This is a genomic window from Nocardioides sp. YR527 (assembly GCF_900101045.1).
In the GTDB taxonomy this organism is placed as follows: Bacteria; Actinomycetota; Actinomycetes; order Propionibacteriales; family Nocardioidaceae; genus Nocardioides.
Window position 1 is genome coordinate 103,490 of record NZ_FNFN01000010.1, and the last position, 12,933, is coordinate 116,422.

13 protein-coding genes are annotated in these 12,933 nt (G+C 68.8%); 4 read left to right on the forward strand and 9 right to left on the reverse strand.

The annotated features are described in order from the left end of the window. Positions 1 to 15: 15 nt before the first annotated feature. Complete coding sequence (locus BLT25_RS25685) at positions 16 to 1,011, reverse strand: intradiol ring-cleavage dioxygenase (protein ID WP_091052127.1); 996 nt, start codon at positions 1,009 to 1,011, stop codon at positions 16 to 18. A gap of 525 nt (positions 1,012 to 1,536) precedes the next feature. On the opposite strand from BLT25_RS25685, the gene BLT25_RS25690 reads away from it, so the two are divergent. After that, positions 1,537 to 2,802 (forward strand): HNH endonuclease signature motif containing protein, encoded by a 1,266-nt coding sequence (locus tag BLT25_RS25690; protein ID WP_143033864.1) that lies wholly within the window; start codon positions 1,537 to 1,539, stop codon positions 2,800 to 2,802. A gap of 238 nt (positions 2,803 to 3,040) precedes the next feature. On the opposite strand, the gene BLT25_RS25695 is transcribed toward BLT25_RS25690, so the two are convergent. The 6 genes from BLT25_RS25695 to BLT25_RS25720 are packed head-to-tail and all read right to left on the reverse strand — an operon-like array spanning position 3,041 to position 9,112. Further along, complete coding sequence (locus BLT25_RS25695; protein ID WP_091052129.1) at positions 3,041 to 3,289, reverse strand: zinc-ribbon domain-containing protein; 249 nt, start codon at positions 3,287 to 3,289, stop codon at positions 3,041 to 3,043. Positions 3,290 to 3,310: 21 nt separating this feature from the next. Then, positions 3,311 to 4,954 (reverse strand): amidohydrolase, encoded by a 1,644-nt coding sequence (locus BLT25_RS25700; RefSeq protein ID WP_091052131.1) that lies wholly within the window; start codon positions 4,952 to 4,954, stop codon positions 3,311 to 3,313. A gap of 13 nt (positions 4,955 to 4,967) precedes the next feature. After that, positions 4,968 to 5,801: an ABC transporter permease gene (locus tag BLT25_RS25705; protein ID WP_091052133.1), complete on the reverse strand. Its 834-nt coding sequence runs from the start codon at positions 5,799 to 5,801 to the stop codon at positions 4,968 to 4,970. After that, positions 5,798 to 6,757 carry an ABC transporter permease gene (locus BLT25_RS25710; RefSeq protein ID WP_091052135.1) on the reverse strand — a complete coding sequence of 320 codons (960 nt, stop codon included), beginning with the start codon at positions 6,755 to 6,757 and terminating at the stop codon, positions 5,798 to 5,800. Before BLT25_RS25710 ends, BLT25_RS25705 begins: the two co-directional genes overlap by 4 nt. Continuing rightward, positions 6,750 to 7,955, reverse strand: coding sequence for a polyamine ABC transporter substrate-binding protein (locus BLT25_RS25715; protein ID WP_091052137.1), 1,206 nt, complete (start codon positions 7,953 to 7,955; stop codon positions 6,750 to 6,752). Before BLT25_RS25715 ends, BLT25_RS25710 begins: the two co-directional genes overlap by 8 nt. Then, positions 7,952 to 9,112, reverse strand: coding sequence for an ABC transporter ATP-binding protein (locus BLT25_RS25720; RefSeq protein ID WP_091052139.1), 1,161 nt, complete (start codon positions 9,110 to 9,112; stop codon positions 7,952 to 7,954). Before BLT25_RS25720 ends, BLT25_RS25715 begins: the two co-directional genes overlap by 4 nt. A gap of 155 nt (positions 9,113 to 9,267) precedes the next feature. Between BLT25_RS25720 and BLT25_RS25725 the strand changes: the two genes are divergently transcribed. The 3 genes from BLT25_RS25725 to BLT25_RS25735 are packed head-to-tail and all read left to right on the forward strand — an operon-like array spanning position 9,268 to position 11,507. Continuing rightward, on the forward strand, positions 9,268 to 10,065 hold the full coding sequence (locus BLT25_RS25725; protein ID WP_091052141.1) for a Nif3-like dinuclear metal center hexameric protein: 798 nt from the start codon (positions 9,268 to 9,270) through the stop codon (positions 10,063 to 10,065). Between the two features lie 42 nt (positions 10,066 to 10,107). Further along, positions 10,108 to 10,824, forward strand: coding sequence for a zinc ribbon domain-containing protein (locus tag BLT25_RS25730; protein WP_091052143.1), 717 nt, complete (start codon positions 10,108 to 10,110; stop codon positions 10,822 to 10,824). Further along, positions 10,821 to 11,507: a histidine phosphatase family protein gene (locus BLT25_RS25735; RefSeq protein ID WP_176884262.1), complete on the forward strand. Its 687-nt coding sequence runs from the start codon at positions 10,821 to 10,823 to the stop codon at positions 11,505 to 11,507. The genes BLT25_RS25730 and BLT25_RS25735 overlap by 4 nt, the downstream gene beginning before the upstream one ends. Before the next feature lie 144 nt (positions 11,508 to 11,651). Here BLT25_RS25735 and BLT25_RS25740 read toward each other — a convergent pair whose 3' ends face one another. Together BLT25_RS25740 and yaaA are read right to left on the reverse strand one after the other, a co-directional pair. Further along, positions 11,652 to 11,942, reverse strand: a complete 291-nt coding sequence (locus BLT25_RS25740; RefSeq protein WP_091052145.1) for a GIY-YIG nuclease family protein — start codon at positions 11,940 to 11,942, stop codon at positions 11,652 to 11,654. Between the two features lie 212 nt (positions 11,943 to 12,154). Then, positions 12,155 to 12,931: a peroxide stress protein YaaA gene (gene yaaA / locus BLT25_RS25745; RefSeq protein WP_091052146.1), complete on the reverse strand. Its 777-nt coding sequence runs from the start codon at positions 12,929 to 12,931 to the stop codon at positions 12,155 to 12,157. Between the last annotated feature and the right edge of the window lie 2 nt (positions 12,932 to 12,933).

Sequence of the window (12,933 nt, forward strand, 5' to 3'; positions counted from 1 at the left end):
TGGTCGGTTGTCGGGTCAGTTGGACGGCATCTCGGGCGGCGTTCCGCCTTCGCCGCCCTGGGGCGGAGCGCCGCCCTCGCCGCCACCGCCGCCGGGAGCGGCGCCCATGGCGGCCTCGGTGGTCGTGTCGACGGCGACCGCGAGCGAACCGGTGTAACCGGACTCCGCGTCGCCCTCGAACGTGCCCATCTCCAGCTCGTAGCCGTCGCTGAAGACGTTGTCGGTGTCGAGCGAGACCTGCGACATGTTGTCCGCCGAGCCGTCGTAGGTGTCGAGCTCGTAGATCGGGGTCAGCATGTCCTCGGGGAACGCCACCTGAGAGGTCGCGATCGCGTTCTCACCGGTGGTCGCCGAGTCGGCGTCGGGGTAGACCTCGAAGTGCATGTGCGTCCAGCGGCCGGAGTAGCAGCCGGGGACGATGGTCTTGAAGGTCACCTGACCGTTCGCATCGGCGACCTGGACCCCGCGGAGGTACGTCTCGTCCTCGACGCCCTCGGAGTACATCGAGTACTGGCCCTGGGCGTCGCACTGCCACAGGTAGACCGCGACGCCTTCGAAGGCCGCGTTGTCGTTGGCCATGTCCGTCACGGTGAAGGTGAACTCGAGCGGCACCCCGTCGACGGTCGTGCCGCCGTCCAGGCTGGAGGTGATGTCGCTGCGTACGATCCCGGACTCGGTCAGCACGTTGGTGCCGTTGGTCCCGTCGGCCGGGTAGGGGCCGTTGGTCTCCTGCGGGATCTCGCCGTCGGAGGTCGTCGACGTCGTCGACCCCTCCGCGCCGGACCCCGAGGAGGTCGACCCCGAGCTCGACGAGCTCGTGGACCCACAAGCGGCCAGGGCAGCGGCCCCGACGCCTACCCCGACGAGTCCGAGGACCCGGCGCCGGGTCAGCAGCGTCGAGATGTCGAAGCCGGCACCCTGGTCGACCACCTCCTCCTCGGGGCGGGCCAGCAGGCGACCTTCATAGGCAGGGCCTTCAGGGGTGTTCTCGGGTTCGGGTACGCGGCTCATGTCATCTCCTTGACGTTGGGCTTTGCTGCGATGACCCTGACTCTGGCGTCCTGGTCAGTGAGGACCATCTGTCCCGCCTGTGAGGTTGCTTTGAGATTTCGCCGGGGGCGTGTGCGGATGGGACCGAGCGGCTTGGGTGCCTGACTGGGTGGCGTAGGGCGGGTGGGGCTGAGTGGCTGTTCGGGTTGGGAGATTTAAAAGACCAGGGTGTTTGGGCTGGGTGCCGTACGGGTGTCTTGCGGACTTCCAGCATCGGTCTGGGTTTCGTCGGGATACCTGTCCCTGTCTGGGTTTGGAGAGGTACGTCGGGGTCTGCTCAAACGGGATCGTATCTTCTCTCATAAAAAGCAGATTTTCGTGGATTCTTGAGATTCGCTTATTGTTCAAAAATGCACTCTGAACTGCGCAAATGTGGTCTGAATGGGCTATGCATAATCATGCTTAGAATGGTAGATTCGATGCATGAAATCAGTCGCTGACACCGGGTCCTCGCCTGAATTGTTAGCCGAAGTGCGGGCGGCTCGTGTGGCTGAGGATCAAGCGGGCCGTGACACCTTGATCCTCGCTGCGAAGTACGCCGCGGCGAACGTGGTGGAGACCGTTGGCGAGGCAGCGGTGCTGGAGGTCGACACCTACGGGGATCGGGCGGTGATGCTGACCGGGTCGGGGGCGCCGATGATCTCGGAGGCGGCGGTGATCGAGTTCGCCGCGGTGCTGGGCTACTCGACCTACTCCGGCCGGAAGTACCTCGCCGACGCGGTCGAGCTGGCCTGGCGGCTGCCCCGCACGTGGGTCAGGATCCTCGACGGCACGTTGGCCGGGTGGCGGGCCCGTCGGGTCGCCGAGATCACCCGCCACCTCGATCCGGAGGTCGCGGGCTGGGTCGACACCCAAGTCGCTGCCCATGCCCACAAGATCGGTCCTGCTCAGCTGGAACGGACCGTGAAGGAAGCCGCGGCCCTGTTCGAGCCCGACCTGACCGCCGCGATCGCAGCGGAAGCCGTCGACTACCGACGCTGCGATATCGGGACCGATCCTTCGCTGTTCCTACCCTCGGTCGGCGCCGAGCAGGGCCAAGCCGCCGGCGCGACCGCGGAGGTCACCGCGACGCTCGATGTGGCCGACGCGCTCGACCTCGAGGCTGCGGTCGCCGCCATCGCCCACGGTCTTCTCGACCACGACACCACCGCCGACCTGTCCCTCGATGCCCGTCGTGCTGCCGCGCTCGGGATCCTGGGTCGCGCCTACACCACCGGGGCCAGTGGCGACCTTCCCGGCAAAGGCCGGGTGGTCGACCTAAAGATCCACACCGACACCCGTGACCTGGCCACCACCGGCCTGATCCGGATCGGCAACACCCGAGGGCTGGCCACCATCGAACAGCTCGACCGCTGGGCCGGAATGCCCGGGGTGGTCGTCAGGCCGGTAGTGGTGGTCGACCTGAACGAGGAGATCTCGACCGAGGCCTACACCCCGACCCGGCGACTGAGGGCCCAGGTCGAGCTCATCGATCAGACCTGCGCCTTCCCCGGCTGCAGCGTGAAGGCCGAGAGCTGCGACCTCGACCACCGGGTTCCCTATGTCGAGGGTGGGAAGACCACCACGTCGAACCTGACTTGCCTGTGCCGACGGCACCACCGCGCCAAGACCCATCTCGGCTGGACCTACGAACGCCTCGCTCCGGGCCGCTACCGATGGCGTTCCCCGAACGGCTACAGGTTCCTCACCGGCCCCGACGGCACCACAGACGTCAGCGGAATCAGCGACGTCGCCCGCAGCACCGCTGCTTGACCACCGCACAACAGCCCTAGGCGGCGTACCTCCCGACGTACGTCTGAAAGCCCGGACATGGACAGGTATCCCGACGAAACCAAGACCGATGCTGGAAGTCCGCAAGACACTCGAACGGCACCCAGGCCAAACACCCTGGTCTTTGAATCTCCCAACCCGGACAGGCACTCGGCCCCACCCGCCCTACGGCAGCCAGTCAGGCACCCAGGCCGCTCAGTCGCGTGCCCACACGGGGTGATCAACCGATGGAAGGACGCGGCCCAGCCAAGAGCTGCTCGGCCTGCTCCTTGGACAGCTTCGAGGCGTAGCCGCAGTAGGTGCAGTCCATCCGGCGCGACTTGCTGACCGGGAAGAGCGGGATGAAGAAGAGGGTGAACTTGTTGACGACCTCGAACAGGCGATGGGCGGCCTGCTGGCGGCAGTGGGGACAGACCAGCGAGAGCGTGGCCAGCAGACGCGTGTAGGCCTTGAGCCCGAAGATGATCATGCCGACGAGTCTTGCACGCGCTCAGCGGCGGTGGACCTCGCGGCCGTCTGCGTACGTGTGGGTGACCCGGGTCCGGGCGAGGACGGTGGTGTCGTCGTCGAGGATGTCGTGGTCGACGACGACCAGGTCGGCTGCGTACCCGGTCTCGATCCGGCCGGTGGAGTCCTCCAGGCGGTTCAGGTGGGCCGTGCCGGTGGTGTAGCCGGCGAGGGCCTCGGCGACCGTCAGCGCCTCCTCGGGCAGCAGCGGGGCGGCGTCCGCGGGCTGGTCGGGGGAGCGGCGGTTGACGGCGACGTGCATGCCGAGCAGCGGTGCCGGGTCGGAGACCGGCCAGTCGCTCCCGCACGCGATCCGGGCACCCGTACGCAGCAGCGACCCGAACACATAGTGCTGCTCGCGCGCGGCCGGTGCCAGGAACGGCAGGGTCAGCACCTCCACCGCCTCGTCCCGGCACGCCCACAGCGGCTGGATGTTGGCGGTGACCTCGAGCGCGGCGAAGCGGGCGACATCGGACCGGGAGACGACCTGGATGTGGGCCAGATGGTGCCGCAGCCCGCTGGCCCCGTTGACCGCACGCGCGTGCTCGATCGCGTCCAGGCTGTCGCGGACGGCCCGGTCGCCGAGCGCGTGGATGTGCGCCTGGAACCCATGGGCGTCCAGGGCCGCGACGTAGGCGGCCAGGGCGTCGGCCGGGATGAAGGAGAGCCCGCGGTTGTCGGTGAGGTGACCGTGGGAGTCGAGGTAGGGGTCGAGCATCGCGGCCGTGTGGGTCTCGCAGACGCCGTCCTGCATCAGCTTCACGCTGGCCGCGTCCAGCCCCGCCTGTGCGGCGAGAGCCCGGCGTGAGATCAGCTCGGGCAACTGCTCCACGCCGCGGTCGCGGTCCCACCACTGGGCGAGGACGACCTTCGCGGTGAGCGCGCCGGAGTCGTTGGCGGCGATGTAGGTCGGCAGCGAGTCCGGCATGCCGAGACCCTCGCCGACCAGCGCGTCCTGCCAGCCCACGATGCCGACGGAGTTGAGATGGCGCTGCGCGGTGAGCAGTGCCTCGGTCAGGTCGCGGGAGGTCGGCGTCGGCACCAGCGAGCCGACCAGCGCCATCGCGCCCTCGTGCAGCGCGCCGGTGGGCCGCCCGGCGGCGTCCCGCTCGATGCGCCCGTCGGCGGGGTCGGGCGTGCGGGCATCGATGCCGGCGATCTCGAGCGCGCGGCTGTTCACCCAGGCGGAGTGGTGGTCGCGGTTGGGCAGGAAGACCGGCCGGTCGGGAAGGAGCCGGTCGAGGGGCTCGGCGCTCGGCACCCCACCTGGGAAGGAGTCCATCGACCAGCCACCGCCGGTGACCCAGGCGCGTCCGGGGTGAGCCGCGGCGTAGGACGCGATGGCGTCCAGGTAGCCCTCGAGCGTCGAGAGACCGGTCAGGTCGCACTGGTTCATCTCCAGCCCGGCCTGGATCGGGTGCACGTGGGAGTCGTGGAAGGCGGGCAGGACCCACCTGCCGTCGAGCTCCTCGACCACCGTCTCAGGACCGGCCAGGGCGTCGAGGTCCTCGCCGATGGCCGCGATCCGCCCACCCTGGACCGCGAGCGTCACCTCCGACCAGCATCCCGAGCGCAGCACCCGGCCACCGCGCAGCAGCAGGTCCGCCGGGACGACGGGACCGCCCATCAGTCGACGGCCATCAGTTGACGGCCATGGTGTCGGTGACCGAGGAGCCCGAGCGCTTGAGCACGAGCGCCACCAGGCCGAGGACCAGGAGCGTGAGGACCAACAGGATCGTGGAGACCGCGGCGATCTCGGGCTTGAGACCGGAGCGGACCGAGGAGAGCACGTAGACGGGCCACGAGGTCGTGCCGGAGACGTTGATGAACGAGGAGATCACCGTGTTGTCGAGGCTCAGCGTGAAGGCCAGCAGCCCACCGGCCAGCACCGCCGGCCCGACCAGCGGGAGCGTGACCTTGAAGAAGGTCGTGACAGGGCGCGCATAGAGATCCGCCGAGGCCTCCTCCAACGACGCGTCCAGCCCGACCAGGCGCGCCCGGACGATATAGGTGACGACCGCGGTCGCGAAGAGCGAATGCCCGATCACGAGGCGTACGTAGCCGTTGTTGAACGGCAGCAGCGACCAGTCCTGCCCGAGCGTCACGAACCAGGGGAGCAGCGCGATGCCGTCGACGATCTCGGGCGTCACCGAGACCAGCAGCAACAGCAGCGTGAACGGGCCCGCCCAACGGCCCGGGAACCGTGCCGTCGCCATCCCGGCCAGGGTGCCGAGCGCGCACGCCAGGAGCGCGGCGATCACGGCGGTCTGGAGGGAGACGGCGACGGTGTGACGTACGGTCGGCCGCTCGATGATCGCCTTGAACGGCTCCAGGCTGAAGCCGTCCCAGGCGGTCAGCAGTCGGCCGCCGTTGAAGGAGTAGATGCCGATCACGATGATCGGGGCGAACAGGAAGAGGAAGACCAGCGTGGTCCACGCGCCGAGCGCGAGATTGGTGCCGGAGGGCCTGCTCATGCGGTCACCACCTCCTGGGTGTGCGGCCTCGTGTCCGGAGGCGGGACGGTTCCGATGACCAGCTTGCTGCGTCTGTGCAGGAGCCATCCCACGCACCACATCAGGGCGATGGCGATGACGACGATGAGCATGGTGAGCAGGATGAGGACGACCGCCATGGCCGAGCCCAGCGCCCAGTTCTGCGCGGTCAGGAACTGGCTGGCGATCAGCGATCCGACCATCGTGCCCTTCGCGCCGCCGAGGACCGCCGGGGTGACGTAGTCGCCCATCATCGGGATGAAGACCAAGATGATGCCGGCGATGATGCCGGGCCGCGCCAACGGCAGCGTGACCTGGAAGAACGTACGCAACCGGTCGGCGCCGAGGTCCTTGGACGCCTCGCCGAGCGCGCTGTCGACGCGGTCGAAGGCGACGTACATCGGCAGGATCATCAGCGGCAGGTAGTTGTAGATCAGACCCAGCAGCACCGCACCGCGGGTGTTGAGCAGGTCGTGCGGGTCGGCGACCAGGCCGACGTCGGTCAGGAACCCGGCCAGGGCCCCCTCCGAGGACAGGATCACCTTCCAGCCGATCGTCCGGATCAGGAACGAGGTCCAGTAGGGGACCATCACCAGCGCGACCAGCAGCCCGCGCCGGTGCGCGGGGACCTTCATCGCCATGAAGTACGCAGCCGGCAACGCGATCAGCAGGCAGGCGATCGTCCCCAGCACGCTCATCCACAGCGTCGCCCGGAAGATCGTGAAGAAGGTCGGGCTGAACGCCTCGGCGTAGCGGTCCAGCGACATCACCGCGTTGCTGTGGGTGCCGAACATCCCGGGCTTCTCACCGAGGCTGAACCAGGCGATCTGCAGGAACGGCACCACGAAGAAGACCGTCAGCCACAGCCACGCCGGGACGGCGAGGACGAAACCCGGAAGGCGCTTCGCCGCGCGTCTGGAATGGGCCTCGTCACGCACTGGCGGCGGCCTTCAGCTTGTCGTAGACCTCCGTACGCCGGTCCTGAGCCTCGTTGACGGCACCGTTCTTCATGGTGGCGAGCTGCTCGTCGGTGAAGAAGATCATCTCGGGCAGCTCGACCTTGCGCTCCGCGGCCATCTCCTCGATGCCGAGCGCGCCGGTGTTGTAGCCGATGTAGTCCATCTCCAGGAACGAGTTCTCCGGCTCCAGCACGTAGTCGAGGAACGCGTGCGCGGCCTCCGGGTGCGGTGCGCCGGTCGGGATGCACCAGTTGTCCATCCACAGCTCGGTCGTCGGGCCGGGCAGGACCCACTTCCAGCGGTCGGGCTGCTTGTGCTCGAGGATGCCGAGACGGGAGTCGCCGTTCCAGTTCTGCATCAGCGCGAAGGTGTTCTGCTGCATCGCGCCGGTGGCCGGGTAGGAGTCGAAGCCGGCGATGTGCGGTGCCCACTTCTCGACCGCCTCGGCCTCGTAGGCGTCGTAGTCGGCCATGTCCTCGGTGTTCCAGTCGATGCCGTTGGCCCAGAAGTAGAGGCCCGCGACCCCCTGCGGGTCGTCGAGCAGCGAGGTCCTGCCCGAGGCCTCGTTCTGCATCGCGTCGATGAAGTCGTTCCAGGTCACCAGGTCGCGCTTGATCAGGGTGGTGTCGTAGACGAACCCGGTGGTGCCCCAGCACTTGCACACCGAGTACTCGTTCTCCGGGTCCCAGTCCTGGCCGAGGAACTTCGGGTCCACCTTGGCCATGTTGGGGATCAGGTCCTTGTTGAGCGGGACGATGATCTCGTTCTCGATCAGCTGCGGGATGTAGACCCCGGTCGGCACGACGATGTCGTAGCCGCTGGTGCCCTCGGCCGCGACCAGCTTCGAGATCAGCTCCTCGTTGGAGCCGTAGGAGTCGAGCGTCACCTTCGGACCGGTCTTGGCGAAGGAGTCGATCACCTCGGGGGAGTCGTAGTCGCCCCAGGTGTAGATCGACAGCGACTTCTCCATCGGTCCGCCGGTCGCGCCCGCGCCCGGCTCGACCGCGCTCGACGTCTCGCCGTCACCGGTGCCGCAGGCACTGAGCGCCACGCCTGCCCCGGCGAGGGCTGCCAGGCTCAGGAAGTGGCGCCGCGAGAGCTCCTGGCGGATCGCTCGCGCGCCGGCATGGCTGGCCAGGATGCGTACGTTGCCGCTCTTGTTGACAGGCTTGTTCATTGTGGGCTCCTAGCGGTGGACGGGGTGTCGAGGGGGAAGAGACGTACGTCCTCCGCGGCCCAGCTGCAGAGGACCTGGTCGCCGGGGGCGAGACGGGCGGCGCCGTGGGTGGGGCGGCGGATCAGGAGGCTGGTCTGGTCGAAGCGGAGCCCGAGACGGTCGGATCTTTCGGTCACCTTGACGAGGTACTGGATGACCTCGCCCAGGGGGGAGACCTGGAGGACCTCGCCGGCGACGGTGTTGCGGCCCTCGGTCAGGTGGGTCCCGTTCCTGGACTCGATCGAGATCAGCTCGGGACGGACGGCCGCCTGGTGCGGCTCGCCTGGCTTCCCGTCGGGTTTCGCCGGACCCTCGATCATCACGGACGGGGTCTCGACGGTGGTGCCGTCGGCGCTGACCTCGCCGTGCAGGAAGTTCTGCTGGCCGACGAAGCCCGCGACGTACGCGCTGGCGGGCTGGTTGTAGACGGTGTCGGCGTCGGCGAGCTGCTCGATCCGCCCGGCGCGCATGATCGCGATCCGGTCGCTCATCGCGAGCGCCTCGCCTTGGTCGTGGGTGACGAAGACGAAGGTGATCCCGAGGCGGGACTGGAGCAGCTTGAGCTCGACCTGCATCTCCTCGCGCAGCTGGCGGTCCAGGGCGCCCAGCGGCTCGTCGAGGAGGAGGACACCGGGGCGGTTGACCAGCGCCCGGGCGAGCGCCACCCGCTGCTGCTGGCCGCCGGAGAGCTGCGCCGGGCCGCGGTCGGCGAAGTCGAGCATCCGCACCATCCGCAGCGCCTCGACGACCCGCTCGCGGACCTCGGCCCGGGGGGTCCTGCGCTGCTGCAGCCCGTAGGCGACGTTCTCCGCGACGGACTTGTGCGGGAAGAGCGCGTACGCCTGGAAGACCGTGTTCACGTCGCGTTGGTAGGGCGCGAGCCTGATCACGTCCTTGCCACCGATCGTGATGCTGCCGGAGTCGGGCTTCTCGAAGCCGGCGATCATGCGTAGCGTCGTGGTCTTGCCGCAGCCCGAGGGCCCGAGCAGCGAGATGAACTCGCCGGCCCGGATCTCCAGATCCAGGCCGTCGACCGCCGTGGCCTGGCCATAGGTCTTGGTCAGGCCGGTGATGGTTACCGAGCCGGAGGGTGGGTCCGGGGTAGCTGTCGTGGTCATCGCTGCTCCAGTCGATTGTTCACTTAGCGCTGCATTCCACCACAAGAATCGGGGAAAAGTACGGAATCGGTTGTAAAAGTACGGTTACGAACTCGATTTCGTGTATGCCGTCTCCGGTGAGTGTGGCCCCGGTCCCGGGATCTAGGGTTGACCCCATGCCGACCCCGCCACCGCTGTCTGTCGTCACCTCGTTGCTCGACGAGTGGTACCCGCCCGCCACCGCCGACGAATGGGATGCCGTCGGCCTGGTGTGGGGCGAGCCATCGCAGCCGGTCTCGAAGGTGCTTCTCGCTGTCGATCCGACCCTCCCGGTCGCCGAGGAGGCGGCCGCGTGGGGTGCGGACCTGGTCGTCGTCCATCATCCGCTCTTCCTCAAGGGTGTGCACGGGTTCGCGCCGACGACCCCTAAAGGGCGTACGCTCTCGACGCTCGTCTCCGCGGGGTGCGGGCTGCTCACCGCTCACACCAACGCCGACCAGGCGCTCGGCGGCGTCTCGGAGTCGCTGGCGCTCGCGCTCGGACTGAGCTCGCTGCGACCGCTGGTGCCGGGGGAGTCCCCCGAGGTCGGGACGGGCCGTTCGGGGACCGTCGAGCCAACCACGCTGGGTGCCTTCGCCGAGTCCGTGGCGGCCGCGCTGCCCGCGACCACGGCCGGGATCCGGGTCGCCGGCGACCTCGACCGGCCGGTGTCCTCGGTGGCGCTGTGCGGCGGCGCGGGTGACTTCCTGCTCGACCAGGTGGCTGCGTACGACGTCTATGTGACCAGCGATCTGCGCCACCATCCGGCCTCGGAGTTCCTCGAGAGGGGCGGTGCGTTGATCGACATCCCGCACTGGGCGGCGGAGTGGACCTGGCTCCCTGTGCTGGCGAGGCGACTTCGGGAGGCATTCGGAGATACGGTGGAGACCCGGGTCTCGCAGATCGTCACGGACCCGTGGACTTTGCGATTGTGAATAATTGAGGAGAATCCGCTGAAAGCCGACCCGTTCGCCCAGGTGAAGCTGCTCGACGTCTGTGAGCTGGACTCGCGTGCGCTCCAGCTCCGCCACCGCCGTGCGCATCTGCCGCAGGCCGCCGTCGTGGCGGAGCTGCAGGCATCGAAGAAGACCACCGACGATGCCGTACGCGACGCCCGGGTCACGCGCGACGACCTCGAGCGAGTGCAGAAGAAGGCCGACGCCGACGTCGAGGCGGTCAAGACCCGCCGCCGGCGCGACCAGGAGCGGATGGACTCGGGGGCGATCAGCAGCGCCAAGGACCTCGAGCGCATGCAGCACGAGCTGGCCACCCTCGACCGCCGGATCTCGGTGCTCGAGGACGAGGAGCTCGAGGTCATGGAGCAGCTCGAGGAGGCTCAGGCGAGCGTGACCCGGCTCGAGGCCGAGCTCGCCGAGATCAGCGAGAAGCTCGCGGTCGCGGTCGACTCCGTCGACGTCGAGACCTCCAAGATCGACGGCGAGCTCGCCGGGGTCGCCGAGGAGCGGACGCCGGCGCTCGAAGGTATCCCCGATGACCTGCTCGCCCTCTACACGCGACTGAGCGACAAGATGGGTGTCGGTGCCGCCGAGCTGCGCGCCCGCCGCTGTGGCGGTTGCAACCTCCAGCTCGACCCCGCCGAGATCTCCCGCATCCGCGGCCTCGCCGCCGACGAGGTCGTGCGCTGCGAGGAGTGCTCCCGCATCCTGGTCCGCACCGCCGAGTCGGGTCTGTGAGCGAGAAGACTGCGCGTGGCTGGGGGGCCGGCGCGGCGGCGACGACCCTGGTCCTCGTACGCCACGGGGTCACCAAGCACACCGCCGCCAAGGCGTTCTCCGGTGGTCTCGGCGGCGACAACCCGCCGCTGACCCAGGAGGGCCGCGAGCAGGTGCTGCTGACCGCGGAGTGGCTGCGGCCGCTCGCCGCGTCCGTGTCGACCGTCGTCACCTCGCCGGTCCTGCGCACCGTCGAGACCGCCGAGCTCGTCGCCGGTGTCCTGGGCGCCCGGATCACCGAGGAGCCGGGCTTCGCGGAGATCGAGTTCGGCGAGTGGGAAGGGCTCACCTTCGGTGAGGTCGCCGAGCAGTTCCCCGAGGAGATGCGGGTATGGATGGGCGCGACCGAGGTCGCGCCGCCGGGCGGTGAGTCGTTCGACGCCGCACAGAAGCGCGTGCTCGCGGGACTGTCCCGCGTGCTCGAGGAGCGCGCCGGCGAGACCGTCGTGGTCACCTCGCACGTGTCACCGATCAAGCTGATCGTCGCTCACGCACTGGGAGCCCCGATCGGCGGAGTCTTCAGCATGGAGCTCTCGCCCGCCTCCGTCACGGTCATCTCCTTCTTCGCCGACGACCGCGCCTCCATGCGCCTCTTCAACGGCCTCCCCGTCTCCCGCGACCCCTTCGCCGCTGGCACCTTCTGACCTGGTCGGGTCGCGGATCAACGCGCGAAAGCGACTGTGTTGGTCTCGACACGCTCGCTGGCGCTCGCGGCTCGACCGACGGTGATCCGCTGGTCGAGCCGCCGGAGCCGCTAGGCGGAGGCGTGTCGAGACCAACACAGTCGCCTATGGTGCTCGTTTGCCACGCCTGCGAGATAGGTCGTGAAGCCGTTCGAAGTCACCGGCGATCAAGGCTTCGCGTTTGGCCCGGCTCCATCCTTGGATCTGTTTCTCGCGTCGGTAGGCGTCGTCGATCGTCTGGTGTTCCTCGGCGTATGCCAACCTGACCGGCAGTCGTCGGACCGTGAACTCTGCACCGAGGCCGGCGTTGTGCTCGGCGATGCGTCTCTCCAGGTCGTAGGTGCTTCCGACGTAGAGCATGTGATCGCGGCAGCGGAGGATGTACGTGTAGGGCATGGCCCGATTCTGGGCGCGACCACCGACAGTTTCGCCGACGGCGACTGTGTTGGTCTCGACACGCCTACGCCTAGCGGCTCCGGCGGCTCGACCGACGGGCGGCCCCGCGGGCTCGACCGACGGGCGGTTTGGCGGGCTCGACCGACGGGCGGTTTGGCGGCTCGAGTGACGGGCGGCCCCGCGGCTCGACCGACGAGGACGGTGAGCTGGGCTCAGATCTCGGTGACGACTACGTCCAGCTGGGTGCCCGTCTTCGTCGGGGCGCTCTCCTCGACGGTCCAGCCGAGGTCGCGGAAGGCGTCGGCGAGCTTGGCGGGGGTGCGGGGGTTGGCGCCGGACTCGAGGAGGGCTCGGACGAGGCGGCCCTTGGTGGCCTTGTTGAAGTGGCTGACTACCTTGCGCTGGCCGTTGTGCTCGTGGAGGACGCGGACGGTGGCGGTGCGGGCGGCGACCTCCTCGGGGCGCCAGAAGGCTGCGTACGTCCCGGACCGGAGGTCCACGAGCAGGCCGTCGCCGAGGGCCTCGGTGATGCCGGCGCCGAGGTGAGCGCGCCAGTGGGACTGGATGCCGCCGATGCCGGGGAGGGTGGTGTCGCCCGAGAGACGGTACGCGGGGATGCGGTCGGCGAGGCCGACGAGGCCGAACACGGAGCTGGTCACCATGACCCGGCTGGTCGCGCGGCGCTTGGCGGCCGGCGACAGGGTGGCGGGGGAGAGGGCGTCGTAGAGGACGCCGGTGTAGATCCGGTCGGCACGCGCGGTGGGGGCATCGTTCAGTCCGGCGTTCAAGGTGACGAGCTCGGGCTGGGTCTTCGGGATGCCGAGGATGTCGACTGCCTCGTCGGGGCGCGTGGCGCAGAGCTCGACGAGTGCGTCGATGACCTTGGCGCGGGCCGGGGTCAGGACGGGGAGCGAGAGCGAGTCGAGCGCGAGCGGGTTGCCGCGTACGGCCGCGGTCTTGCCCTCCGAGGGCGGCAGCAGGATCAGCACAG